Origin of the sequence: Devosia nitrariae, assembly GCF_030160115.1 — a bacterium.
In the GTDB taxonomy this organism is placed as follows: Bacteria; Pseudomonadota; Alphaproteobacteria; order Rhizobiales; family Devosiaceae; genus Devosia; species Devosia nitrariae.
Map to the genome: position 1 here is coordinate 1 of NZ_BSNS01000030.1, position 25687 is coordinate 25687.

The 25687-nt window shown below is 64.2% G+C and carries 25 protein-coding genes; 16 read left to right on the plus strand and 9 right to left on the minus strand.

The window, feature by feature from the left end:
• Positions 1-145: 145 nt before the first annotated feature.
• The gene (locus tag QQK18_RS26660; RefSeq protein ID WP_284343460.1) at positions 146-1363 is read right to left on the minus strand and encodes a YeeE/YedE family protein; all 1218 of its coding nucleotides are present in this window, start codon (positions 1361-1363) and stop codon (positions 146-148) included.
• 119 nt (positions 1364-1482) lie between these two features.
• Entirely contained in the window at positions 1483-2403 is a 921-nt protein-coding gene (locus QQK18_RS26665; protein ID WP_284343461.1) for a sulfurtransferase, read from the minus strand.
• Between the two features lie 266 nt (positions 2404-2669).
• Between QQK18_RS26665 and QQK18_RS26670 the strand changes: the two genes are divergently transcribed.
• From QQK18_RS26670 to queF, 8 genes are all read left to right on the plus strand, one after another.
• Positions 2670-3020 (plus strand): VOC family protein, encoded by a 351-nt coding sequence (locus QQK18_RS26670; protein WP_284343462.1) that lies wholly within the window; start codon positions 2670-2672, stop codon positions 3018-3020.
• A gap of 153 nt (positions 3021-3173) precedes the next feature.
• On the plus strand, positions 3174-5099 hold the full coding sequence (gene dnaG, locus QQK18_RS26675) for a DNA primase (RefSeq protein WP_284343463.1): 1926 nt from the start codon (positions 3174-3176) through the stop codon (positions 5097-5099).
• A gap of 229 nt (positions 5100-5328) precedes the next feature.
• Positions 5329-7395 carry an RNA polymerase sigma factor RpoD gene (rpoD, locus tag QQK18_RS26680; protein ID WP_284343464.1) on the plus strand — a complete coding sequence of 689 codons (2067 nt, stop codon included), beginning with the start codon at positions 5329-5331 and terminating at the stop codon, positions 7393-7395.
• Between the two features lie 69 nt (positions 7396-7464).
• The gene (locus QQK18_RS26685; RefSeq protein ID WP_284343465.1) at positions 7465-7851 is read left to right on the plus strand and encodes a GNAT family N-acetyltransferase; all 387 of its coding nucleotides are present in this window, start codon (positions 7465-7467) and stop codon (positions 7849-7851) included.
• Between the two features lie 130 nt (positions 7852-7981).
• A complete protein-coding gene (locus QQK18_RS26690; RefSeq protein WP_284343466.1) occupies positions 7982-8257 on the plus strand; it encodes a DUF2442 domain-containing protein in 276 nt (91 codons plus the stop codon).
• Positions 8258-8304: 47 nt separating this feature from the next.
• Positions 8305-8595 (plus strand): HlyU family transcriptional regulator, encoded by a 291-nt coding sequence (locus QQK18_RS26695; protein WP_284343467.1) that lies wholly within the window; start codon positions 8305-8307, stop codon positions 8593-8595.
• A 110-nt stretch (positions 8596-8705) separates the two neighbouring features.
• Positions 8706-8927 carry a hypothetical protein gene (locus tag QQK18_RS26700; protein ID WP_284343469.1) on the plus strand — a complete coding sequence of 74 codons (222 nt, stop codon included), beginning with the start codon at positions 8706-8708 and terminating at the stop codon, positions 8925-8927.
• A gap of 6 nt (positions 8928-8933) precedes the next feature.
• Positions 8934-9386, plus strand: a complete 453-nt coding sequence (gene queF / locus QQK18_RS26705; protein WP_284343470.1) for a preQ(1) synthase — start codon at positions 8934-8936, stop codon at positions 9384-9386.
• Positions 9387-9517: 131 nt separating this feature from the next.
• Here queF and QQK18_RS26710 read toward each other — a convergent pair whose 3' ends face one another.
• Entirely contained in the window at positions 9518-10372 is an 855-nt protein-coding gene (locus QQK18_RS26710; RefSeq protein WP_284343471.1) for a cycloisomerase, read from the minus strand.
• A gap of 244 nt (positions 10373-10616) precedes the next feature.
• Between QQK18_RS26710 and QQK18_RS26715 the strand changes: the two genes are divergently transcribed.
• Complete coding sequence (locus tag QQK18_RS26715; RefSeq protein WP_284343472.1) at positions 10617-10811, plus strand: hypothetical protein; 195 nt, start codon at positions 10617-10619, stop codon at positions 10809-10811.
• Positions 10812-10927: 116 nt separating this feature from the next.
• Here the strand turns inward: QQK18_RS26715 and QQK18_RS26720 are convergent, their stop codons facing one another.
• The 4 genes from QQK18_RS26720 to QQK18_RS26735 form a co-directional block, all read right to left on the minus strand.
• On the minus strand, positions 10928-11965 hold the full coding sequence (locus tag QQK18_RS26720; RefSeq protein WP_284343473.1) for an LLM class flavin-dependent oxidoreductase: 1038 nt from the start codon (positions 11963-11965) through the stop codon (positions 10928-10930).
• Between the two features lie 307 nt (positions 11966-12272).
• Complete coding sequence (locus QQK18_RS26725; RefSeq protein ID WP_284343474.1) at positions 12273-12956, minus strand: tellurite resistance TerB family protein; 684 nt, start codon at positions 12954-12956, stop codon at positions 12273-12275.
• A 178-nt stretch (positions 12957-13134) separates the two neighbouring features.
• Entirely contained in the window at positions 13135-13518 is a 384-nt protein-coding gene (locus QQK18_RS26730; RefSeq protein WP_284343475.1) for a hypothetical protein, read from the minus strand.
• 359 nt (positions 13519-13877) lie between these two features.
• Entirely contained in the window at positions 13878-16433 is a 2556-nt protein-coding gene (locus QQK18_RS26735) for an OmpA family protein (protein ID WP_284343476.1), read from the minus strand.
• 339 nt (positions 16434-16772) lie between these two features.
• Here QQK18_RS26735 and QQK18_RS26740 point away from each other — a divergent pair, with 339 nt between their 5' ends.
• Both QQK18_RS26740 and QQK18_RS26745 read left to right on the plus strand, forming a co-directional pair.
• Positions 16773-17195, plus strand: a complete 423-nt coding sequence (locus QQK18_RS26740; RefSeq protein ID WP_284343477.1) for a secondary thiamine-phosphate synthase enzyme YjbQ — start codon at positions 16773-16775, stop codon at positions 17193-17195.
• Positions 17195-18025 carry a sulfite exporter TauE/SafE family protein gene (locus QQK18_RS26745; protein WP_284343478.1) on the plus strand — a complete coding sequence of 277 codons (831 nt, stop codon included), beginning with the start codon at positions 17195-17197 and terminating at the stop codon, positions 18023-18025. The genes QQK18_RS26740 and QQK18_RS26745 overlap by 1 nt, the downstream gene beginning before the upstream one ends.
• Positions 18026-18063: 38 nt before the next feature.
• On the opposite strand, the gene QQK18_RS26750 is transcribed toward QQK18_RS26745, so the two are convergent.
• Positions 18064-18852, minus strand: coding sequence for a RibD family protein (locus QQK18_RS26750; protein WP_284343479.1), 789 nt, complete (start codon positions 18850-18852; stop codon positions 18064-18066).
• Between the two features lie 314 nt (positions 18853-19166).
• The gene (locus QQK18_RS26755; RefSeq protein ID WP_284343480.1) at positions 19167-19880 is read right to left on the minus strand and encodes an SIMPL domain-containing protein; all 714 of its coding nucleotides are present in this window, start codon (positions 19878-19880) and stop codon (positions 19167-19169) included.
• Between the two features lie 186 nt (positions 19881-20066).
• On the opposite strand from QQK18_RS26755, the gene QQK18_RS26760 reads away from it, so the two are divergent.
• The 5 genes from QQK18_RS26760 (at position 20067) to QQK18_RS26780 (ending at position 25631) form a co-directional block, all read left to right on the plus strand.
• A complete protein-coding gene (locus QQK18_RS26760) occupies positions 20067-21218 on the plus strand; it encodes a fumarylacetoacetate hydrolase family protein (RefSeq protein WP_379994193.1) in 1152 nt (383 codons plus the stop codon).
• A 22-nt stretch (positions 21219-21240) separates the two neighbouring features.
• Positions 21241-22680: an aldehyde dehydrogenase family protein gene (locus QQK18_RS26765; RefSeq protein ID WP_284343481.1), complete on the plus strand. Its 1440-nt coding sequence runs from the start codon at positions 21241-21243 to the stop codon at positions 22678-22680.
• A 166-nt stretch (positions 22681-22846) separates the two neighbouring features.
• Positions 22847-23113 (plus strand): usg protein, encoded by a 267-nt coding sequence (locus tag QQK18_RS26770; protein WP_284343482.1) that lies wholly within the window; start codon positions 22847-22849, stop codon positions 23111-23113.
• 243 nt (positions 23114-23356) lie between these two features.
• Complete coding sequence (locus QQK18_RS26775) at positions 23357-24598, plus strand: polysaccharide biosynthesis/export family protein (RefSeq protein WP_284343483.1); 1242 nt, start codon at positions 23357-23359, stop codon at positions 24596-24598.
• Positions 24599-24737: 139 nt separating this feature from the next.
• Positions 24738-25631, plus strand: coding sequence for a polysaccharide pyruvyl transferase family protein (locus tag QQK18_RS26780; RefSeq protein WP_284343484.1), 894 nt, complete (start codon positions 24738-24740; stop codon positions 25629-25631).
• Positions 25632-25687 lie beyond the last annotated feature (56 nt).

The window sequence follows — 25687 nt, forward strand, 5'->3', positions numbered from 1 at the left end:
GGCGCGGCGGCGCATGGCGCCGTGGCGGCTGCCGCGGCCGGGGCGGGCGCAGGGGGTGGCGCAGCGCGATGGGCGTAGTGGTCGGCGGCGACGGCGGAGGTCGCCACCACCATGGCGGCGCCGAAAAGGAGCGTGTTGCGGTTGCTCATGACTTCCTGAACCCGTCGAGGCCAAAGAGCGGGCGGGCGAAGACGCCCAGCATGCTGCCGGCGAACGCGGCCGCAAACCAGAGCCAGCCATGCAGGCTCCCTGAGGCGATACCGGAAAAAAGCGCGCCGATGTTGCAGCCGAAGGAGAGGCGGGCGCCATAGCCCATCAGCAGGCCGCCGACGACGGCGGCAAGCAGCGAGAGGACCGGCAGCTTGGCGCGTGGGGCGAACTTGCCGGCAAGGCCGGCTGCAAGCGCGGCGCCGAGGATGATGCCGAAATCCATGACCGAGGTCACATCGGCCAGCACGCTGTCGTTGAGGGCGCGGGCCTGGGCCGGCCAGGTCCAGAACTCCCAGGTGTCGACCGGCACGCCGACCGCTGCGGCGAGCTTGGCGCCCCAGAGGCCGAAGCCGTAGGTGATCGACCAGGGATGGCCGGCAACGATAAGGGTCGAGAGATTGAGGGCGGCAAGCAGAAGCCCGGCGCCGATGAGCGGCCACGGACCGTGCAGCAGGCGCTCGACGCCCTGCCGGGCGGGCTTGGGCGCTTGTTCGAGGCTGCCATGGGCCCGCCGCTCAATGAGGATGGTGACGAGCGCGATGGCGCCAAGGCCGAGGAGGGTCACAACGATGCCGCCCGGAACGCCGGCCGCGGCGCCAAGGCTCACGGGCGGCAGCGAGGGGAGCGTCAGCCAGAAGGGCAGGTGCGCCGTGCCGACGAGCGCACCGACGATAAAGAAGGCAAGGGTCACCAGCATACGGGCGCTGCCGCCACCGACGGTAAAAAGTGTACCCGAGCCGCAGCCGCCGCCCAGCTGCATGCCGAGGCCGAAGAGGGCAGCCCCGAAGAGGACCGAGACGCCGACGGGCGCGGTGGCGCCGACGAGCGGCTGGCCGAAGACGCTGCCGATGGCAATGAGCGGAATGAAGGCGACGGCGGCGGCGGCAATCATCAGCATCTGGGCGCGCATGGCCCGGCCGCGTCTTTCGACCACCAAGCGGCGCCAGCCGCCGGTAAAGCCGAACGAGGCATGATAGAGGGTGACGCCCAACAGGCCGCCGATGAGAAAGAGCAGCGATTGGCGAGGCGAGACCAGCAGGCCGATGAGTTGCGCCGCCGCGACGATGGCGATGCTGACGACGAGGACGACGGCTTTGTCGCTGGAGAAACCGGGCGCGGCGGGCGTCGGGGCGGTGGCGGAAACCTGAGTCATTGGACCAGTCTGGAGGACCGAGTTCTCGTGAAGGATTAACTGTTAGTGGTGCCTCTGACGGCAAATGTCCAGAGCCCGCAGGCCCTGGACATTTTCGGCTTTGTGACGGGCGAGCCGCATCAGACGCCGTTTTCGACGGGCCGGGCCGGGTCGGCCGTCCACTCGGCGAGCGAGCCGTCATACATGCGGGTGTTGGCGTTGCCCTGCACCTCGTGCAGCCCGAACCAGACAATCGAGGCCCAGTGACCAGTGTTGCAGAAGGCGATGTTGGCCTCGTCCGCGCCGACGCCGACGCCGTCGGCCAGCGCCGCGATGGCGGCGGCATCGGCAAACGATGCGTTCTCAGCATCGTAGAGCAGGCCATTGTCAATGTTGACGGCGCCGGGAATGGTGCCGGCAACGCGGGCGACCGGGCTCTTGGCCTCGCCGCGATACTGGGCGGCCGGACGGCCGTCGACCAGCGGCGTGCCGTTGGCAAGAGCCGTCTGTACGTCGGCGGTGGTGGCCAGCAGTTCCTGGCGGAAGTCGGGGGTGAAGGTCGCAGGCTCGAGGACCGTGGCGACGTCCGTCACCTCGCCGCCGGCGGCCTCCCATGCTCTTGCGCCGCCATTGAGGATCGAGACGGCGTCGTGGCCGAGGACCTTGAAGGTCCAGTAGACACGGGTGGCAGCGCCGAACTCGGATGAGTTGGTGCCCTGGGCGACGATGACGACGTGATCGTCATTGTCGATGCCGAGACTGCCGATGAGCTCGGACGCAGGCTCGACGCCAGGAAACTGGCCGGGAACGCCCTCGATCTCCAGGCGCCAGCCTGAAGTTGAATAGGGGGCGCTGATGGCGCCCGGGATATGAGCGCTGGCATAGGGCGAAGCATTCTCGACGGCGTCGCGCACGTCAATAACGACGAGGCTTTCGTCGCCGAGGTTCTGCTGAAGCCAGGCAGCATCGACCAGTGGTTGATCGGTCAGCCGCTCGGCATGGCCGGCGGTCACGAAGCCGAGGCCGACAACGGCGGCAGCGGCTAAAGTGGAAAGGCGCATTGGAAAACTCCCATCTCGCTAGATGACCTCAAGCGTAGCAAAGTGGAGGCAGGTAAGTCCGGTCATGGCTTATCCTGTTGCGGCGATGCGGGGAATTATCGTTGCGGCGATGGGCGAGGGGCGAGAAAGACATTCTCGATCCTCGCGGTCGTGTTTCTGTGCGTCCGGTTGCCGAGGCGCGGTTCCTCGCAAGTCCAGCGGGCCGTCACGCGGAACTTCAACCGGAGCTCTCTGTTATCGGCATCAAGCAACCATGGGAGGACAACGTGCTCAGGATCGGTTCAATCGTCTGGGGCGTGCGAGACGTTCCACGCGCCATAGCGTTCTGGTGTGCGGCTTTGGACTATGAGCCGTTACGCGAGCCCGACGTGGACTGGGCCATTCTTGTTCCTCGCTCTGGTGAGGGTGTGCAACTGGCCCTCGACGGCGTTTCCGACCCGCCGCCACCGGGCCGCCCCCGCCACCACCTCGATCTCTATGCGAGCGATCAGAAAGCCGAAATCGAGCGCCTGCTGAACCTCGGTGCACAAAAGGTGGATCGGGTTTATCCCGAAGGTGCCGACTATGTCGTGCTGGCCGATCCGGACGGGAACAGGTTTTGCGTGATTCAGAAATAGGGAACGCTGCGGGTTCTGCGGCGATGCGTGGGAGGCCGGCAGGTGTGGGGGACGCTTCCTTGGCTTAAGCTCCAACGCATCGGGCACGGATAGGTGGGATAACCCGACGGGCCGAGGTGACTTCGTGTCAGTAAATACTTACTTATCTTTCCCATGCGTTTTTCCGACCAGTTCCTCGACGAGATCCGTCAGCGCCTGCCGATCACGCAGGTGGTGGGCGAGCACGTGCTCTGGGATAAGCGCAAGAGCCAGCCGGCGCGCGGCGACATGTGGGCGTGTTGTCCATTCCATGGCGAGAAAAGCCCAAGCTTCCACGCCGATGACCGCAAGGGCATCTACCACTGCTTCGGCTGCGGGGCTCATGGGGATCACTTCCGGTTCCTGACCGAAAAGACCGGCATGAGCTTTCCCGAGGCGGTGGAAAAGCTTGCCGGGATGGCGGGTGTGCCAATGCCCGCGCGCGACGAACGGAGCGAAAAACGCGAGCGCCAAGCGCGTGGGCTTCTCGACGTAATGGAGCTTGCGGCCAAGTATTTCGAGGCGGCGCTGGCGCACAATATCGGGGCTCGAGCCCGGGGCTACCTCTTCGAACGCGGCGTTTCGGCGGGAGCGCAGGCGCGATTTCGCCTTGGCTATGCGCCCGACAGCCGCAATGGTTTGAAGGAACATCTGGCCGCCAACGGGGTGTCGGGCGAGCAGATGGTCGATGCCGGTCTCGTCGTTCATGGCGAGGACATCCCGGTGCCCTACGATCGTTTCCGTGATCGGGTGATGTTCCCGATCGCCGACTTCAAGGGGCGGGTCGTCGCCTTCGGCGGCCGGGCGATGGCGGCGGACGTGCCGGCCAAATACCTGAACTCTCCTGAGACCGAGCTCTTCCACAAACGCCTGACGCTCTACAACGGGCAGACGGCAAGGAAGGCGGCGCAGGACGGCAAGACCGTCATCGTCGTCGAGGGCTATCTCGACGTGATCGCGGCGGTGACGGCCGGCTTCGAAGGAACCGTCGCGCCGATGGGCACCGCCATGACCGAGGAGCACCTGCAACTCCTGTGGCGGATGAGTGATGCGCCCATCCTTTGCTTCGACGGCGACGCGGCCGGCCAGCGAGCGGCGCAGCGGGCAGCGAACCTGGTGCTGCCGCATCTGGCTCCCGGCAAGACGGTGAAGATCGCGACGCTGCCCGAGGGGCAGGACCCGGACGACCTGATCAAGGCACAGGGCCGAGCGGCGTTTCAGGACGTGATCGAGCGGGCACGAAGTCTTTCTGACGTGATCTGGAGCCTTGAAACCGGCGGGCTGGTGCCCGAGACGCCGGAGGCGCGGGCCGCGCTCGAGGCGCGGCTACGCGAGCGGGCCAACTCGATCGGCGACGCGTCGGTGCGCCGGCACTACGGACAGGCGTTCGATGAGCAGTTGCGGGCGTTTTTTGCGCCGGTGCGCGGCGAGCGGTTCGATCGCAACCGTCGGCATGATGCAAACCGACCCTATGGTCAGCGTCCGCGCGGAACGCCCCGGCTGGTGGTTTCGGACACGCTGCGCAACTCGCGACTCCTCAAGCCGAGCGTCGTCGCCGATGCGACGCCGCGCGAGGCGGTGATCCTTGTGAGCCTGATCAACCATCCCGAGCTCGCGGGGGATCGGTTCGAGGACCTGGCAACGCTCGATTTCGAAACGCCGACGGCGCGCAAGCTCCTTTCGGCCATCCTCGACCTGGTCATGCGCCATCACGATATGAGCCCGGCAGACCTCGATACCGCGCTCGGGGCGCGCGGTTTCGGGGAGGCGGTCGAACGGCTGCGGCAGATGCTGGCGCGGCAGGGCGTGTGGCAGATTTCGGTCGATATCGCGCGAATCGACGCAGAGACCGGTTTGAATCACGCGCTGGCCTTGCATAACAAGAAAGTTCAGCTAAATAGGGAACTCAAAGCAGCCGAAGCGGCGTTGGGTGAAGACCCGAGCGAAGAAACCTTTGAGCGGCTGCGCGACATCAAGAACCAGATAACCACTGTGGATGGCACAGAGGCGTTGATCGAAGGATTTGGTTCGTTATCGGGACGCGCGACGCGCAGTTTTTGAGGGGTACGCCTCGAAGTCTGCGGGTACGCGCGGTTTTGCCTATCGCAAAGCGACCGATGCGGGCCCGGTAGTGGTCGATTTATAACGGCTGCTTTACCGGACCTTTACCTCGCCATGGGCAATCCCCAACTAAGCATGGCCCCAGGATCGAAGGCAAGCCGATCCCGATCATGCTGAAGGCGACAACCTGACCGGCGCCCTTACCGCCCAGGGCCCCGAGGAGCACTATATGGCCACCAAGGCAGCGACAAAGCCCACCAAAGAAACCGAGAAGCCCGAATCGGGCCAGGAAACGACGAACGACAGCCCCCTGCTCGACCTTTCCGATGCGGCCGTCAAGAAGCTCATCAAGGTTGCCAAGAAGCGTGGCTATGTGACCTATGAGGAACTGAACGCCGTGATGCCCTCGGAGGAGGTTTCCTCCGAACAGATCGAAGACATCATGAGCATGTTCTCCGACATGGGCATCAACGTCGTCGATGAAGACGAGGTCGAGGAAGCCGACAGCGACACGAGTGCCGGCGACGAAGAGGAGGGCGGCGAAATTGCTCCCTCGGCCAGCACGGCCGTCACCTCCAAGTCCAACACCCGCGAAGGCAGCGACCGGACCGACGATCCGGTGCGCATGTACCTGCGTGAGATGGGTTCGGTCGAACTTCTCTCGCGCGAGGGCGAAATTGCTATTGCCAAGCGGATCGAGGCTGGGCGCGAAACGATGATCGAGGGGCTCTGCGAGAGCCCGCTGACCTTCCAGGCCATCATCATCTGGCGCGATCAGCTCGCCGAGGGCGAAATCCTGCTGCGAGACATCATCGACCTCGAGGCGACCTATGCCGGGCCCGACGCCAAACAGGCGGCGCCCGCACCCGATCTTGCAACGCTCATCGCGCCGAAATCGGCCGAGGTCGAGAAGAAGAAGCCCGAGCCGGTCAAGAAAGCCAGGCCCACCTCGGGCGATGATGACGACTATGTGCCCGAGGAGCCGGAGGCGCCTCAGGACCCGGCCGAGGAAGAGGACGACGACTTCGAGAACGCGCTCTCGCTCTCGGCCATGGAAGCCGAGCTCAAGCCGCAGGTGGTTTCGACTTTCGACCGCATTGCCGACGCCTATGGCAAGATGCGCGAAATGCAGGACCGCTACGCCGAAGATCGCACCGTCGCCGTGACCGAAGCGGACAAGAAGACGCTCGAAGCGCTGCGCAGCGACGTCATTGCCGACGTCAAGTCGCTCTCGCTCAACGCCAGCCGCATCGAAAGCCTCGTCGAGCAACTCTACGACATCAACAAGCGCTTGGTGCGGCTCGAGGGTCGTTTGCTGCGGCTCGCCGAGAGCTACGGCGTCAAGCGCGACGCGTTTCTCGAGAGCTATTACGGGCAGGAGGTAAATCCTGCCTGGGAAGCATCGCTCGCGGAGCGCGAAGGTAAGGGTTGGGCGGAGTTCGCCCGGCGTGAAGCCGACACCATCGCCGAGCTGCGCGGCGACATCGCAACGCTTGCGACCGAAACCGGCCTCAACATCGCCGAGTACCGCCGCATCGTCCACAAGGTGCAGAAGGGCGAGCGCGAGGCGGCCATCGCCAAGAAGGAGATGGTCGAAGCGAACCTGCGGCTGGTGATCTCGATTGCCAAGAAGTACACGAACCGCGGCCTGCAGTTCCTGGACCTCATCCAGGAAGGCAATATCGGCCTGATGAAGGCGGTCGACAAGTTCGAGTACCGGCGCGGCTACAAGTTCTCGACCTACGCCACGTGGTGGATCCGGCAGGCGATCACCCGCTCGATCGCCGACCAGGCTCGCACCATCCGCATTCCGGTCCACATGATCGAAACGATCAACAAGATCGTGCGGACCAGCCGGCAGATGCTGCACGAGATCGGCCGCGAGCCGACGCCCGAGGAGCTCAGCGAAAAGCTGCAGATGCCCCTCGACAAGGTGCGTAAGGTCCTCAAGATCGCCAAGGAGCCGATCAGCCTCGAGACCCCGATCGGGGATGAAGAGGATTCCAACCTCGGCGACTTCATCCAGGACGTCAACGCGATCCAGCCGATCGATGCGGCGATCCAGAGCAATCTGCGCGAGACGACGACCCGGGTGCTGGCGAGCCTCACGCCGCGCGAGGAGCGCGTGCTGCGCATGCGCTTCGGCATCGGCATGAACACCGACCATACGCTCGAGGAAGTCGGCCAGCAGTTCTCGGTGACGCGCGAGCGCATTCGCCAGATCGAGGCCAAGGCGCTGCGCAAGCTCAAGCACCCGAGCCGCTCGAGGAAGCTGCGGAGCTTCCTCGACAACTAAGCCGGCGATGCCGGATCGTCTCGATATTCAAGAGGCGTCGATCCGGAAAGCTGGATCGACGCCTTTCTGTTGGACGCTCGGACCGAGGGCTTCAAGTTCATCGATCGGCTGATTGCCGACTGGCGCAGCGGCGTCAACCGGTTCGACCGGCCCGGCGAGTGCCTGTTGCTGGCAAGGATTGGAGACATTGCGGCCGGTTGCGTCGGTCTCAACGCCGATCCCTATCCTGCCGATAATGTGACGGCGCGGTTGCGCCACCTCTATGTCCTGCCCGGATGTCGTCGCCGCGGGGTAGGCAGCGCGTTGGTCGGAGCCGCCCTCCGCCGAGCGAAAGGCCGATATGCCCTAGTGAGGCTGAGGACCGATGATGTCGATGCGGCGCGGTTCCATGTTTCCCTCGGCTTCGAGGCCGCGAACCAGGACCACGCAACGCATGTGCTGAGGCTCGGTCGTTAGGGGGCAAAGGAGCTGCGGGGCTTTGCCTCCGTTTTCGATCCATGGACGGTGATCGCAAAAACCTGCGCTCGACACGGCGCGATCTTTGCGCGAGACAAAGGTGTGTGCCCGCCCTAAGGGAGCCGACTTCATGCCGCTCAAAGTCACGTCCATCCGCACTGCGCCGCCGTTCAAGCTCGAGGTCATGTTCAGCGACGGGATCTATGGCGTCTTCGATGCTGCCCGGCTCCTCGAGGAACCGGGGTCGGTCTCGGCTTTGCGCGACCGGCGGTACTTTGCCAAAGTGAGGCTGGAGAACGGCGTGCCAACCTGGCCCAACCACTTCGACATCTCGCCCCAGTGGCTGCGCGAGGAAATCGAGAGCCAGGGCGGCTTGGTCTTGCGCGAGACGCGCCGGGCGCGCTAGGACCAGCCCTGACAATACATATGCAAACGGCCGCAAGGGAGAGACCCATGTCCTTTTTGAAGAAACTGTTCGGGGGTGGGGATGAGAAGGCCGATGCCGGCGGCGATAAGGTGCTGGGCGAGGAAAGCTACAAGGGCTTTCTCATCAAGGCGATCCATATGCCGGCCGGTGCCGAGATGCAGCTCGCCGGTACGATCGAAAAGGAGATCGGCGGCGAGCTCAAGACCTACAAGTTCGTGCGCGCCGACCGGATGACCAGCAAGGAGGACCTCGTGGTCATGGCGCTCGGCAAGGGGCGGCAGATCATCGACGAGCAGGGCGAGAAGATTTTCTCCTAACGCTTGGCAACGCCGTCTGTTAAGAGCGGGCGACAATCGCAACATTGCTGCCCATGTCGGCGGCGGGGTCGTCCCGCCGGCCGGCGCGTGCAAAGCACGGAGACAATCCCATGGCCAAGAAACCAACCGCCCGCACCGAATTCGTGCTGTTCGACGTTATCTACGAGGATGGCAGCCAGCGCTCCAACCGCAAGGTCGACGCGAGCCTGCTGGGCGGGCTAGACGGGGACGAGCCGGCGCGCACTGCTATCATGGATCAGGACCGGGCGATCGCCGACAAATCCGGTGTTCCGCCGCTCGCCATCAAGTCGATCAAACGCAGCGGGAAGTAGGTTTCCATGGAAACCGAACACCTGCAGCTCGGCAAGACAATTGCGGCGCCGGAGCGCCCCGAGGATGCGACGCTCGATCCCGTCCCCAATCCGCATCCCGACACGCTCTACGTTGCGCGCTACGTCGCGCCGGAATTCACCTCGCTCTGTCCGGTGACGGGTCAGCCGGATTTCGCTCACCTCGTCATCGACTACATACCGGACGAATTCCTCGTCGAATCAAAGTCATTGAAGCTTTACCTCACCTCGTTCCGCAACCATGGAGCCTTTCACGAAGGCTGCACGCTCGATATCGCCAAGAAGATTGTCGAGACGATCAAGCCGCGCTGGCTGAGGATCGGCGGCTACTGGTATCCGCGCGGGGGCATTCCCATCGACGTCTTCTGGCAGACGGGCGAGCCGCCCAAGGGCGTCTGGCTCCCCGATCAGGGCGTGCCGCCCTATCGCGGGCGGGGGTGAAGGGCGCCGCCGAGCGCCCTTCCAAAGCCTGAAGCTCGCACCTTTCGTGTCGCGGGATTCTTGCGAAAAACCCGGGTCCCATCCCGGAACAAGTCTGGGACAGGCTTTTTTCGCATCCCGCTCTCGTTGCTCTATTGCGTAAGGCTGTCGAGCGCGACGCGGTTGACGCTCACGCGGTTCTCCTCGTCGCCCTCGCCACGGATGATGCCGTAAAGGACGTCCGGTTCCGCGCGGTCCCAGGCGATACCCTGGCCGCGGATGTCGAGAGGGACGGTGGCGAGCCATTTGAGGGTCGAGCCGATCTCAGGCACCTGCATTACATAGGCTTCAGCCGGATCATGGCCGGTAAGGTAGAGATTGCCGTCCGGCCCCCAGGAACCTCCGGAATTGGACATGTCATCGAACTTCTCGATGATTTCGTCCGGGATGACGTACTGCTCTGCGATCTCCCAATCGGGGGCGAAGCGCACGACCTGGGTGTTGAACTTGTTGCCGTAGGCGAATGGGCTCTTGTCGAAGACCCGGTTGTAGTTGGCAAAGCCGCCCCACCACGAGCCGTCCGGGGCCTGGTCGACCCAGGTGAACGAGCCGAGCTGGATGCCGAAGCTATAGCTGTCGAGGTGCTCCAGGGTTTCGGCGTCGAATACCTCGAGCGAGCTCGTCATCGGCCAGGTCGAATAGTTGGAGTGGGCGACATAAATCCTGTCTTCAACGACCGCGGCGCTGTCGAAATGGATAGCGCCCATGTCCTCATAATCGGCCGAGTCCACCAGTTCATGGGTGTCCTTGGCGTATTTGGCAATCTCGGTTTTGTCGATGGCGTAGAAATGCTCGGCGTCGACGCCGATACCCTGGTTGGCCTCGGGAATTTCGAAGACCTCGACCACCTCGGACTGCATGGCAGGCGGCTCGTCCTGTCCCAGGGCAGGGACAACAATCATCGTGGCGGCCAGCGGAAGGGCCGCCCAAAGGGCTTTGGCTAACATGCTGATTTCTCCTGATATCGTCGCTCCGCAAGGAGCGGCGCCTCAACCAGGAAAGCCTAGGACGGTCCGATGAAGCGGGTGTGACGCGCGCGGGCCTCGGCGACGCATGCGCTTCGGCGCGAACCGGCCTCCGCGGAAATCCCGCCAGACTTGTAACTCACGCCCTCCGCGGGCCCGGCGTTACCCTCAACTCGGTCGTCAACAGACGCCCTGAGCGGAGTAACCCAACCCAAGGAGATGAAAGATGATTCCCGCCACCTACCATTTCAAGAATATCGATCGCGCACTGCTGCACCCTGGAGTCGAGGCCGAGATTGCCGAGGCGCGTCGCCGGGACGGCACTGAGAGCCCTTCACGGCTGCAGGCACGCGCATTGCTGCGCCTGGTCATGCCGGCGTGGCCGCCGCGGCACGGCTGGTCGCGCATCCCCGCGGAGTAATCGAAATGATACCAGTTCTGGAGCGCGCGATTTGACGGACTCAAATTGCGCGCTTCTGATCTTCGTAGTCGCGGAGATCCTCGCGAAACGCGGCAGCCATCTTTGCGCATTCCGCTTTAGGTCTGGCCCAGCGCCTTGTTCACCGCCGGCTTGACCACCGTCCCATAGAGCTCGATGGCTTTCATCACCTTGTCGTGGGGCAGGGTGCCGACGGAGAGCTGCAGGCCGAAACGGTCGTGCCTGAAGAGCTCGTGCTGGGCGAGAATCTTGTCGATGATCTGCTGGGGTGAACCCATGTGATAGGCGCCTTCCGGGGCTGCGCCGACTTCGAACTGGGCACGGGTGGTCGGCGGCCAGCCACGCTCGCGCCCGATCCGGCTCATCGCCTCGTGGTGGGCGGGAAAAGCGATATCGAGGGCGTCCTGGCTGTTCTCGGCGATGAAGCCATGCGAGGAGATGCCGACGGGAATGGTCGTATGCTTGCCAAGTTGCTCAAGGCTGTCGCGGTAGAACTGGACCAGCGGAGCGAACTGGCGCGGATTTCCGCCGATGATGGCAAGCATCAGCGGCAGGCCGTAAAAAGCGGCGCGGGCGACGGAATTGGGCGTACCGCCGACGGCGATCCAGAGCGGCAGGGGCTGCTGGATGGGCTTGGGGTAGATCTCGATGCCGGGAATGGGCTTGGTGTGGTTGGAGCCCGGCCAGTCGACCTTGCCGGCCTCGCGGATCGCCAGGAGCTTGGCGAGCTTTTCCTCGAAGAGATCGTCATAATCGTTGAGGTCGTAGCCGAAGAGCGGGAAGCTTTCGACGAAGGACCCGCGTCCGGCCATGATCTCGGCGCGGCCGCTGGAGATGAGGTCGAGGGTCGAGAACTGCTGCCAGACGCGGATGGGCTCGTCCGAGCTCAGAATCGTGACGGCAGTCGACAAGCGGATGGACCTGGTCCGCGCAGCGGCAGCCGCAAGGATGGTCACCGGCGCCGAGGCGACGAAGTCAGGACGGTGATGCTCGCCAAGGCCGTAGAAATCGAGCCCGACCTGATCGGCGAGCTCGATCTCCTCGAGAAGATCGGCCAGACGCTCGGCAGGCGACTGCAGGCGACCCGAAAAGTGCTCGGTCGTGTTCTCGGCGAAGGAATAAAGACCCATCTGCATGCGCATTTCCTTTCGGCGCAGACCAGTTCTTTTCGGCGCAGATTTGGACGGACGCCCTCGTCGGTTCAAGACGGCACATGGATGTTACTGCCAGAGCTCTTTCCGTTCCGATTCAGTCGGAACGGGAAGCTCTCTCTCGAAGGTCGCGTTTTGAACCGCAAAAGTGGTGTCCATCCCGGATCAAGTCCGGGACAGGCTTTTTTGCTGAAAACGCTCCAGCACCAAAAAGCCCCGGCGGGACGGCCGGGGCTTCCGCTTCGGAGGGAGAACCGAAGCATTTGGGGGCGGTCAGCAACGGTGCCGCAGTTCAAAGGTTCCCGGTCGGCTGGTAGGTGTCACCCACGACCCGCGCTTGCTGCGGGGCGTGCTCGCCTGCGGTCCTGTGGATCTCGGCGACAAGCGCCGGATCGAGCTTGAGTTTGCTGGCCAGGGCGTCGAGATAGGCGCGCTCGGCGGCGGTATCGGCGGTGATGGCGACCAATGATGCGGCGTAGATCTCGGCGGCGTGCTCGGGCGTGTCGGCGCGCTGGGCGACGGCATTGAGGTCGAGCGGGCTCGACAGTTCGTCGAACACCCAGGCTTTCTCCTCGGACGAAAGGGCCATGGTCTCGAGCTTTTTGAAGATCGCTTCCTTCTCGTCGGCGTCGATGCGATCATCGGCCTTGGCGGCGGCGATCATGGCGCGCACCAGGGATTTGCCGAGTTCCTCGCGTTCCTCGTCGTGGCCAGGCGCCGGTATGAACGCATCTTCGCCAGGCGTCGGCGCGTCGGCTTGCCCGGCCTGCTTGGCCTGATGGTTCTGCCAGGCCTTGTAGGCGAGACCGCCAACGGCGGCGACCGCCCCGATCTTGACGGCATTGCCGAAGAGCTTACCCGGCTTGCCGCCCGACAGCAGCATGCCGGCGGCGAGCCCGGCCGCGCCGGTCATGGCGGTACGCTGTGTGCCGGGGTCGGTTTGCAGGGCCTTGAGGATCTGGTCGACGTTGAACATGCAGGCTCCCTTCATCGATCTGACTGCCGTCGATTTGGGGATCGAATGGGGCATACACAAGGCTCCGGCGGTCAGTGCACGACATTTCGGGAAGCAGAAATGAAAAGCCCCGGCGGTGGCCGGGGCTTCTTTGCGCTTCAGAGGGAGGGGACTGAAGCGTCGGGGAGAGGGTTTGCCTCTACTGCGCGGCCGGAGCCGCGGCGCCACCTTCAGCCGGCGCGGCGGGTGTTTCGGTCGCCGGGGCTTCGGTTGCGGGAGCCTCGGTCGCCGGGGGGGCCTCGGTGGCGGGTGCCTCGGTCATCGGCGCGGGAGCGGTGTCAGTCGCCGGAGCCTCGGTCATCGGAGCCGGGGCGGTGCCGTCGGTCACTGGCGCTTCGGTCGTCACGTCAACGTCGGTACCGGTGCCAGGGCCTGAGTTAGCCGAGAAGACCAAGTAGCCGATGGCTAGCAGTGCCAGGGCAACGATGATGCCGACGAACCAGCCGGTACCGTTGCTCTCGCGCGTATAGACCTCGCGGCTGCGGTCAGTGGTGTAGAGGTTGTCACGATCATTGTCGGCCATTTGAAACGCTCCTTGGTGTCATTCAATTGGTCGACACAAGAACGTTGGGGTAAATGCATTTGTTCCCGAATTCGTGAAGAGGCAGGAATTTCGCGAGTAACTTCAAAAAGCCGCGGAGATTCAGGTAGTTAAAGTTCCACAACTACGGTTTGAGCGGTCGCCTGATTATGGCATTTTCATGAAATCTTCTGAAGAACTGCTCCGCGGATCCCGGCTTCGGCGGGTTCGGCAGGCTTTACCCAATGCGGACGTGTGAGTGTCAGAAGCAGGAATTGACCTGTTAGAGGTGCTCGCTGGGCTGATGGAAAAGGCCGGGCGAGGTGCCCGGCCTTGACTGCGATTATCCTCGCCTGATCGCCCTATCGGCTGGCGACATAGGGCGTAATCAGCGGCGTGATCCGGCGGACGGTGACGCGGCGGTTCTCGCGTTCGCCAAGCTCGGTGCGGATCTTGAGGTAGCGCTCGCCATAACCCTGCGTTGCAAGATTTTCCGGCGGCACGTCGTAGAAGTCGGTGAGGATGCGGGCCACGGTCGCGGCGCGCGCGTCCGAGAGCTGGAGGTTGGAGATGTCGGAGCCGACGGCGTCGGTGTGTCCTTCGATGAGGAAGGTTTCGGCCGGATTGCGCTCGAGCAGGCCGAGCATGGCTCCGGCCACCGCACTCAGATTGGCGACCTGGTCGCGCCCGACATTAGCCGAGCCGGTCTCGAACGTCAGGTTGCCGACTTCCAGGCGGCGAACCATGTCCCGCACGCGTGCCGAACGCTTCACCTCGTCGATGGAATAGAGACGGGTCACCTGTTCGACCGGTGGCTGGGCGAAGAAGCGTTCGATCTGGTCCTCGTCGGCGCGGCGGACGTCGAGCACGTACTCGCTGACCGGAATGTTGAGACGCAGCGGCGGCAGTTCGCGGGCCGGATCGCGCCACTCGAGCAGCTCGTCGTCATAGCGGTCATCGAACCAGGCGAGCACATATTCCCGCCCGTCCGGCGTGATGCGCGAGCGGCGCAGGATGTCGCCGTTGCGGTTGCGCACGGTAACGATCTGGCTGCCGTCCGGACGCAGCACCGTCTCGCGGATACGCCCGTTGCCGAGGCGCTCGTAATAGACCTCTTCGGCATCGTATTCGATGAAACGGTTTGTGTCCTGTCCGCGGCTGTCGATGATCAGCTGATTGCCAACCTCGACGATGACCTGGGTCAGCACGTTGCCGAAGTTCTGGTTGACGGTGTTGTTCTGAACATTGGTCGTGACGCTGTTGGTAACGTTGGTCTGGTTGATGATCGTCACGTTCTGCGGAACGCTCAGCGGCTCGATGGCCTGGACCTCGACGCGTTCACCAGTCTCCTGAGTAGCCGAGACGATGGCATCCTGTTGGACGGCAAGCCGGGCCTGAGCCTCGACATCCGTGGTGGGCAGCGCCACGGGCTCGGCCGGGGGAGGCGCCTCGGCGCTGGCGTCGACTTCGGGCGCCGGCTGGTCCTCCACGGGTTGCTCCTCGGCAGGCTGGCCCTCGGCGGGCTGCTCACCTTCGACGGGTGCGACGGCCGCGTCCTTGGCGCTGTCGAGCAGGGGAGCCAAGTCCTCAGCACTCACCCCTTCAGGCAGGGTCTCGACGGATTCGACGGCCTCATCGACCGGCGTGTCGGTGGCCGGCCGTTCGGCCACGGGCTCTTCGGGCGCAACCTCGGCGGGAGCCGGCTCGACCGGGGCAGGCTCGGTCGGAGCCGGGGCCTCGGGAGCCGCCTCGACAGGTTCATCGGGGGCGGGCTCATCGGGTGCCGGCTGCTCGGTGGGCTGGTCGATTGCGGGAACTGCGGGCAGGGTGATGCCGTGCTCGGCAAGGCAGGCCTCGAGCGAGGGATAGCCCGCCTCGGTGCACAGCGCCTCCATTTCGGCACGCGCGGCGTCGATCTCGGCACGCGTCGCGTCAGGGTCGCCGCCGGCCATCATGTCGGCGACGGCGCCATTATAGATATCGACCTGGGTCGAGAGCGCGGCGCTGATATCTGCACCCGCGGGCGCGGGCTCCTCAGTCGGCGCAGGCTCTTCCTCTGGTGCGGTCTCTTCTGTCGGTGCGACGTCCTCTGCGGGCGCCTGTTCTTCTACCGGTGCGACGTCCTCTGCGGGTGCAGGCTCTTCTGCCGGCGCGGCTTCCTCTGCGGGAGCAGGCTCTTCTGCCGGTGCGACGTCCTCTGCGGGCGCCGGTTCTTCTGTCGGCGCGATTTCCTCAGCGGGCGCAGGTTCTTCTGCCGGTGCGACGTCCTCTGCGGGAGCAGGCTCTTCTGCCGGTGCAACCTCCTCAGCGGGAGCAGGCTCTTCTGCCGGTGCAACCTCCTCAGCGGGTGCGGGCTCTTCGGCCGGTTCACGTGCCGGCTCTTCTACCACTTCGGGTGCGGGCTCGGCAGGTTGCTCGGGGGCAGGAGCAGGCTCTTCCACGGGTGCTGCTTCAGGCGCCGGTTCGGGCTGCGGTTCTGGCGCCGGCTCCTCGACGGGCTCGGGGGCTGGTTCCTCGACCACCTCGGGCTCGGGGGCAGGCTCTGCCGCCGGGGCCTCTTCCTCGGTCACCTCGGGCGCGGGTTCCTCAGCGGGCTCCGGTTCAGGGGCGGGTTCCTCGACTGCCTCGGGCTCGGGTTCGGGCTCCGGTTCCGGCTGCGCCTCGGGTTCAACGGCCGGCTCTGCCTCGCCGGTAGCGGCAGCGGTGCATTGGTCGACGCTGGAGTAGCCGGCCGCGATGCATGCTTGCGCGAACGCGTCGCGCGCTGCGTCGGTCGCCCCCTCGTCACCAGAGGCTTGGGCCTCAATATAGGCCTGGTAGGCGGCAGCCAGCCCTGAGTCCTGGGCGTTTACGCCAAGCGGCGCGAAAGCGAGGATGCCGAGACTGGTCCCGGTCAGAAGCCAATTCTTGAGGCGCATCGGTTGTCTTTCCTTCTCAGTGCTGGAGCGTCGGGCGACCTGGTACCCCACTCCGAATCTCGTTGCCGAAGCATGGGACGAAGGCGCGTTGCGCTTCCGAAGCATTGCTCCCGCGGACCATAAGGATCATGCCGCGGTTCTGAACCGAACCTGAACGAATGTTCATCCATGACCCTCTTTCCGCATCCTCCCGCGAGGGCCGCAACGCCTGGGTTTGCAGCCGGTTCCAAATCAACCGTCCCGTCAGAGAACATCGGGGATGATGGCGCAATTGCGGCGGACGACTGGTCAGGCGACGGTGGAGATGCTAGCTCCCACCTGTCCACCGGAAAGCCGCTCATGCAGCAAGCATTCGAGACATTGAGCATCGCCACCAACGGCAAGGGTCTCACCGAATTCACGCGCAGTGTGCGCGGATTCGTTGCCGGATCTGGTGTCGGCAAAGGGTTGCTGACCGTCTATGTGCGCCACACGTCGTGTTCTCTCATCATCCAGGAGAACGCTGATCCCGACGTCCAGACCGATCTGGAAGATTTTTTCCGCCGCCTGGTCCCGGAAGGGATGGAGTGGATCGTCCACACCACCGAGGGGCCCGACGACATGCCCGCCCATATCCGTGCGGCACTGACGCAGACCTCGCTTGCGATTCCAATCATCGACGCCCAGCCCGTTCTCGGGACCTGGCAGGGCATCTATCTCTTCGAGCACCGTACACGGCCTCATAACCGGCAGGTGGTGCTGCATGCTATTGGGGAGGCATGATGGACTGGAGCGAGCTTGTTTCCTATTGGCCGCTCATCGCTGGCCTCGTGGCAACCGGGGCGGTGTCGGGGGTGGCAGCGGGGCTGCTCGGCATCGGCGGCGGGGCCATCATCGTGCCGGTGCTCTCTAACGCCCTCCTGTGGATCGGCTACGATGCGGACGTCACCATGCATGTGGCCGTCGGCACCTCGCTCGCCATCATCATCCCCACGGGATTGATGAGCGCGCTGGCCCACAAGCGCCGCGGCGCGCTCGACATGCGGATTTTCAGGCTCTGGGCGCCCTTCATCCTGGTCGGCACACTCATCGGCGGGCTGATGGCCGGGCTCTATTCGGGCGACGTCCTGCGCATCGTCTTTGCAGTCATGGCCTTCGTCATCGCCGCCAATATCGTCACGGGTTTCCAGACACGGTTGATGGGCCATCTCGACGGTTCGAGCCTCACGCATCGGGTCTGTGCCTTCCTCGTCGGCTACATCTCGGCACTGATGGGAATCGGAGGTGGCTCCCTCTCGGTGCCAACGCAAGTGGCGTTCGGGGCGAGCATGCACCGGGCGGTCGGCACCTCGGCGGCGCTCGGCGTCGTCATCGCGGTGTCGGGCACTGTCGGCTTCATCGTCTCGGGCTGGAACGGGGAGGGCCTGCCGCCGCTCAGCCTCGGCTATGTCAACTTCCCCGCGCTGGTGCTGGTGGCGGTGCTGGCGGCCGCGTTCGCGCCCCTGGGTGCGGCGCTCGCCCACCGGCTCGACCAGAAGACGCTCAAGAATGTCTTCGCCGTCTTCCTGGTGCTGGTCGGGCTCAACATGCTCTGGAAGGTGGTGGCCGGGTAGGGCACTTCATTCGACGGTCAGGGCATGTGCATCCTGCTCTAAGGCCGATCCACCTCATAGCGCAGCCTGAGCAACCCATCCGCCTCCACGTGCGCCGAGAGCATCTTGAGCCGCGTCGGCGTCGCGTGCTCCTCGAGTTGCGCTCCGTCGAAAATGCTCGGTGTGCCCAAGCCGCCGATAGCCATCGGGCAGACGAGAAGGTCCACCGCATCGACGAGCCCAGCGCGCAGGAGCGCCCCGTTGAGCCCACCTCCGGCGGTCGAGACCACGCAGTTCACTCCTAGTTTGTCCCGCATCCGCCGCAACGCTTCACGCAGATCGACCCGCTCCTCGCCTGCGACCAAGTAAGAGATGTTCTCGGCGCGTAGATAGGCGAGGTAGGAGCGCGGTGTCGCTCGCGCGACCAGCACCAGGACATCGTACTCGCCCTGGCTCTTCATCGTCCAATGCACCCGGCCCCGGCTGTCAACGACTGTGAACCATTTTTCGTGGCCTGGCCGCTCGCGTACCGACGCGGGCAGGAAATCCGAATAGAGCACTTCGGCGGGTCCATCGAAATGAACATCGTGCCTTTCCGGCGAACCTGCCAGATCGCTAACCAGCGATCCGCTACCCTCGAGCATCGCTTGCGGGGCGTGAACCCGCATGATCTCCTCGGATCGCGCCGCCTCGACGCCCTGCACACTCGCCGGCCAGAGCGCAGTCCAGGCCCGTTCTGTCTCTTCCCGCATCAGCGGCTCATTGCGCCGGAAAGCAATGCGCCCGTCCACCGACGCATTGACGGAGACGATCACTCGCGGTCGATCCATTTCAGGCAACTGTTCCATGGCTCGCCACCTCCTTGGCCCAATTTGGCATCAGGTTTGCGCGCGCGTCAGTGGGATTTTGTGCCCGGTGTCTGAATCTCCGTCCTCTCGTTGGAGGACTTTGTCGAATGCCGATGGTGACAAGCAAACCGGCCGAAAAGCGGTCCTCCAAGAGGGGCTTTCCGGCCGGTTGAAAGGGAGGTCGGTGGGAGCGATCAGTGACTACGGTGGAAGCTCCCACCTCCCCAAGCCCCCTCTGGTGAAGGGGAACTGGATTTCAACCCGCACATAATGGCGGCAGTTGTCGCATTCCAGCGCACGGGCATCAAAAAGCTTCAGTTGTTGCCCAATTCCCACTCTGCCGAAACGATGATGGCGAAGGTGAGCTCGCCGCCCTCGACGGGAACGGAGCTGTCGGCGGCGCGCGCGTAGGCCGCTTCCATCATCGGCTGCGGCGGCTGGTTGTAGGACTGGCTCTCGCTGATCTTTTCGAGCTCGCCCAGGGTCTCGCCGGAGATTTCGGCATAGAGTTCGGCCTTGCGGCGGGCATCGGCGAAGGCGGCGCGGCGCGCCTTGTCGTAAAGGTCGCTGGTGTCGGCGACCGAGAAGGTCACGCCGTTCACCGTGTTGGCGCCGACAGTGACCGCACGGTCCAATATCTGGCCAAGCGAATCAAGCTCGCGCACGCGCACCGTAACCATGTTGGAGACCTGGTAGCCGTTGATCTTGGGCGGCAGGGAATAGCCGTTGGCGTCGCGCGCGTCCGAATAGACGTAGTTAGGGTTGACCGAGAAGCCCGAAGTCTGGATGTCGCGCCGTTCGATGCCGGCGTCCTTGAGCGCGGCGATCAGCTCTTCCATGGCCTTGCTGTTGGCGTCGAGCGCCTCACGGGCGGTTGCGCCCTGGGTCGTGACGCCGGAGTTGACGAACGCGGTATCGGGAGCGGCGGTCACTTCGCCGCGGCCGTCGATGGTGATGGTGCCCGCATAAGCGGGGAGTGCGAAACCGGCGGTGAGGACCAGGGGAACAAGACCGGTAAGCAGACGCATGCTGAAACTCCTTGAATCAATGCCGGCACCTGTCGCCAGCCATTGCGTCAGTAATGGGGCACACCTGAACGGCAGTTGAATGAACCTGTGGATGCGCATGCAACCAAAGGTTGAGGTACGTAGCGCTTGCCTCGAACGCTCGTGACGGGTTAGTCACGGCTGACATTTTAGTGCGGAGAGACGATCGTGAGCGCAATCGTGCCGACCGAAGGGATTCTGCTCGGGAGGGCGCGCAGGCCCGGAGAGTCGCACCCTGTCGTGGTGACGGTCCGTGACGGCGCCGTCCTCGATATCACCGCCAAGGGTTTTGCGAGCGTACGCGATATTGCCGAGAGCGATGATCCGGCCGGCTACGTCGCGGCAGCCAAGGGCGAGGCGATCGGGGCGCTCGATGCCATTCTTGCCAATAGCTGGGCGACCGGGACGGATGATGGCAGCCCCTCGCTCCTTTCCCCGATCGACCTGCAGGCAATCAAGGCATCGGGCGTGACGTTCGTAGTCTCGCTGCTCGAGCGGGTGATCGAGGAGCAGGCGCGTGGCGACGCGGCGCGGGCCGAGGCGCTGCGTGTTGAAATCCTCGATCTCATCGGTACCGATCTTTCGGAGCTTGTGCCGGGCTCGGAGACGGCGATGAAAGTCAAGGAGACCCTGATCGCAAGGGGTGTGTGGAGCCAGTATCTCGAGGTCGGAATCGGGCCGGACGCCGAAATCTTCACCAAGGGCCAGCCGATGTCGTCGGTCGGCCACGGAGCCGATGTCGGGCTGCACCCGGTCTCGAGCTGGAACAATCCGGAGCCGGAGGTGGCGCTGCTGGTCTCGAGCCGGGGCAGCATCCTCGGGGCGACGCTCGGCAACGACGTCAACCTGCGCGATGTTGAGGGTCGTTCGGCGCTGCTGCTCGGCAAGGCAAAGGACAACAATGCCTCAGCTTCGCTCGGGCCTTTCCTCCGCCTGTTCGAGGGCGACTTCACGCTCGAGACCATCTCGAAAGCTGATATCGACCTTGCGGTCACCGGCGAGGACGGGTTCGAGCTCAAGGGTAAATCCTCGATGAGCCAGATTTCGCGCACACCGGAATCGCTTGTCAAAGCAACGATCGGGGCGCATCACCAATACCCTGACGGGCTGGTGCTCTATCTCGGCACCATGTTCGCGCCCATCCAGGACCGCGACGGTGCCGGCAAGGGTTTTACCCATAAGCTCGGCGACACCGTCTCGATATCTACACCGACGCTTGGCACGCTCTCGAACCGCGTGCGGCTTTCTACCGAGTGCCCGCCCTGGACCTATGGCGCAAGCCATCTCATGCGCGACCTGGCGCGGGCCGATCTCCTCTAACCGACTGCATAAGGCTTTTGCGATGACCGAATTCTACAAGAACCTGATCGATGGCGAATGGGTGGGCGCGGACGGAGCCGAGAACATCAATCCTTCCAACATCAACGACGTGATCGGCGTCTATGCGCGCGCCACCGTCGAAGACACAAGCCAAGCGATCGCCGCGGCCAAGGCTGCTTTTCCTGCCTGGTCGCGCTCGGGGATCCTCGAGCGGCATGCGATCCTGCGCAAAACCTCCGATGAAATCATGGCGCGCAAGCAGGAACTGGGCGAACTCCTCAGCCGCGAGGAGGGCAAGACCCTGCCGGAAGGCATTGGTGAAGTGACGCGTGCCGGGCAGATTTTCGACTTCTTCGCGGGCGAGGCGCTCAGGCTCGCGGGCGAGGTACTGCCGAGCGTGCGGCCGGGGATCGGGATCGAAATCACCCGCGAGCCCATCGGGGTCGTCGGCATCATCACGCCCTGGAACTTCCCCATCGCCATTCCGACCTGGAAGATCGCGCCGGCGCTCTGCTACGGCAACACCGTCGTAATCAAGCCGGCCGACCTGGTGCCGGGCTCGACCTGGGCGATCGTCGATATCCTCGTGCGTGCGGGGCTGCCCAAGGGCGTGCTTAATCTCGTGATGGGCAAGGGATCGGTCGTTGGGCAGACGATGCTCGACAGCCCGGATGTCAACGCCATCACCTTCACCGGCTCGGTCAAAACCGGCCGGCGCGTGGCCGAGGCCTCGGTCAAGGTCGGGCGCAAGTTCCAGCTCGAAATGGGCGGCAAGAATCCGACGATCGTGCTCGACGATGCCGATCTCAAGGTCGCGGTCGAGACGGTCGCGCAGTCGGCATTCTTCTCGACGGGTCAGCGTTGCACGGCCTCCTCGCGCGTCATCGTCACGCAAGGCATCCATGATCGGTTCATCGAGGCCCTGGCCGAACGCACGCGCAACCTCAGGGTGGGCGATGCCCTCGCCAAGGATACCGAGATCGGACCGGTGGTTGACCCGAGCCAGTTGAAGCAGGACACCGACTACATCGAGATCGGCAAGGGCGAGGGCGCGAGGCTTCTCGTCGGTGGCGAGCGCGTGACGCGCGACACCGACGGCTACTTCCTCTCACCCGCTCTTTTCGTCGAGGCGACTAACTCGATGCGCATCTCGCGCGAAGAGATTTTCGGGCCGGTGGCAAGCGTCATCAAGGTCAAGGACTACGAGGAAGCGCTGGCGACGGCCAACGATACCGAGTTCGGCCTCTCGGCGGGGATCGTGACCACATCGCTCAAATACGCCACCCACTTCAAGCGCAATGCGGAAGCGGGGATGGTGATGGTCAACGTGCCGACGGCGGGGGTCGACTTCCACGTGCCCTTCGGCGGGCGCAAGGGCTCGAGCTACGGTTCGCGCGAGCAGGGCAAATACGCCGCCGAGTTCTTCACCATCGTCAAGACCGCCTATACAGCGGCCGGTTAGCATCGGAGCACAAAGGGGGAGATCGTTGTCACTCAATCGTCATGAGTGCTGATTTCCCCCAAGCCATTGGAATCGCTAAGCTTGAGGCGATGGTACCGCGGCCGGCGGAACCCTGCCGGAATTGCGCGGTCGCGGTGACCAGCACGCGACCCTGCAAGGATGCGTCATGGATTCCGCCTTTAAACGTCAACTGGACGGCTACGGCCTGACCACCGCCCAGATCTTCTACCGGCTGCCCGACCAGCCTTCGCTGCTGCAGCAGTTCGTCTGGCAGCAGTACGATCTCGCACCGCATTTCCCCGAACTGGTGCACTTCCTCGATTTCTGGAGCAACCGCCTCGATGGTCCGCTGCATTCGGTGCGGATCGCCCACCAGCGGCTGATCCAACCGGCCGAATACCGGGCCGTCAACGGCGTGATCAGCGTTCATTGAAGCCTTGAGCCGGCCACAATCTAGCGGCCGGCGAGCTTCCCCGGCAGCGCAGGGCTGGGTTGAGCGACACGCGCGGCCGATCGGGTCGAACGGCAAAAAACCCATGGTAGGCTGAGATTTACGCATTCCCGAGAATGGATGCGGGAGGCTCCCATGCATTGGGCAGACGCACGTTGCCCAAATGCTGGCGCCATTTGCACAGACGGTCTCGAGCGCGTGAAACCAATTGCGAGGCAAATGCCAATGGCGAAAGCGATCCGTCGGGGTTTCGAACGGTTGTCCATCCTGTGCGGCGCAGTGGTGATGGTGGGGCTCCTGCTTCCCGTGACCGGCGCAGTGGCGCAGGAGCCCTACAGGCTCAGCGTGTCGGACAGGATCCTGGTGCGGGTCGTCGAATGGAAGGCTTCCGAAGCGCTGTTCGAGGAATGGACGGCGCTCGGTGGCGAGTATCTGGTGGGGCCGACCGGAACGACATCGTTTCCGTTCGTCGGCGAGACCGAGAGCGCCGGCAAGACGACGAGTGAACTGGCCGAGATGGTGAGCCAAGGCCTCAAGCAGTCGCTGGGGTTGATCACGCCGCCCAACGTTTCGATCCAGGTGGCCCAGTTCGGTCCAATCTACGTGACCGGGGACGTACAGTCGCCCGGCGAATATCTGTTCTCGCCCGGGCTGAACGTCATCAAGGCATTGAGCCTTGCCGGCGGGGAGCGGCGGACCTCAGATGCCAATTCGCGTGCCGAACGCGAGTTGATCAGTGCCAATGGCGAGTACAAGATCCTGCAAGAGGAGTATCTGCGGCTCCTGGCGCGGCGCGCGCGGCTCGATGCCGAGCTGGCCGGGGCCGATGAGATCACGGTGCCCGAGGACCTTGCCGAGAGCGAAGATGTCGAGGCGCTGATCGCGGCCGAGCAGGCGATCCTCGAGGCGCATTCGCGTCAACTGACGTCGCAGACTTCGGCTCTCCAGGACCAGGTGGCGCTGCTCAATCGGGAGATCGAAACCTTCGCCCAGAAGCGGGAGGCGCTCGAGCGGCAGCTGAGCCTGGCGGAGGAACAATTGGCCAATGTGCGTAATCTTGCGGAGGGTGGGCTGACGCTCGTCTCGCGAGTGTCTTCGCTCGAAACAAACGTGGCGGACCTGCAAGGCCGGCTCCTCGATATCGACACCGCAACGCTGCAGGCCCGGCAGGATATCGGCGACGCCGACCGTGAACAGGCGCAGCTCACCGACGTGCGGGTATCCGAGCTTACACTCGAGCGCCAGGAGGTCGACGGACAGATCGTCGAGCTGGCGATGAAGCTGGCAACGCAGGAGGGGCTCATCCGCGAAGCAGTCGCCTACAGCGGCATTGCCACGGCCGAGGAAGACGCAGTGGCCAGCTACACCTACACCATTGTGCGCGGCGGCGAAGAAATTGAGGCGGACACAACTACCGAGGTCAGCGCCGGCGACGTGATCATCGCCCGGCTCGAGGTCGCGCAATAAAGCGGCGATGTTCCTCCGATGCTTGGGCGGATGCTGCCGAAGCGACCAGCTTGGACCTTGCGGCCCACAGCTTTGCGAACCACACGGCCGGGGTCGCCGGCCGTCTCAATGCGGCGGACAAGTAGCGAAGGGGTACTGAATGAAGCTGGTGTTCTTCCGGGGCAAGGTGCCGAACTTCGGCGACGAATTGAACCTCCATGTCTGGCCGGTCCTCTTGCCGCCGGGCTTCCTCGACGAGGATGAAAGCGAGCTGTTCGTCGGCATCGGCTCGATCATCGGCGATCATCTCGACCCGCAGGCACGCAAGTTCGTCATGGGTTCGGGCTATGCCGGCTATATGGGGCTGCCGGATATCCATGACGGCACGTGGGACATCCGGTTCGTGCGCGGCCCGCATACCGCCGAAAAGATCGGTGTCTCGCCTGATCTCTCGATCTGCGACAGCGCCGTTCTGTTGCGGGCGATGGAATTGCCGGCACCCGCCCAGAACGTCGGCGTCGCGTTCATGCCGCACTACGAGAGCCTCGAGCGCGGTATGTGGGCAGAGGCCTGTCGGCTGGCAGGGATGACGTTGATCGACGCAACGCAGCCGGTCGAGACGGTACTGGCGCAGATCCAGGGTGCCGAGCTCCTCATCACCGAGGCAATGCACGGGGCGATCGTCGCCGATGCATTGCGCACGCCCTGGATCGGGGCTAAGCCGATCTATAGCGGTCACCACATGAAATGGCTCGACTGGTCGGGCGCACTCGACATCGAGCTGCGCATGCATCAGTTGCGCCCGACCAGCCTCCTCGAGCTCTATATCGCCATGACCGGGCGCGGCGGCGGCCAGGGCAAGGCGGGACGGCTCAACGAGATGCCGCTGGCGCGCGCCCCCAACTGGGTCCTCACCCACAGTGCTGCCCGACACCTGCAGAAGATGGCCACACTCGAACCGCAGATGAGCAGCGATTCCAGGATTGCCCAAGTGACCGAGCGGGCGCAAAACGCGGTCGAAGCGTTCGTCAGGAGCCGGGTTTCGGTGGGCTGACGGATATCACGAGCCCGCACGTCCTGCCTCTCGCCCGTAAGGCGGATGGGACAGGC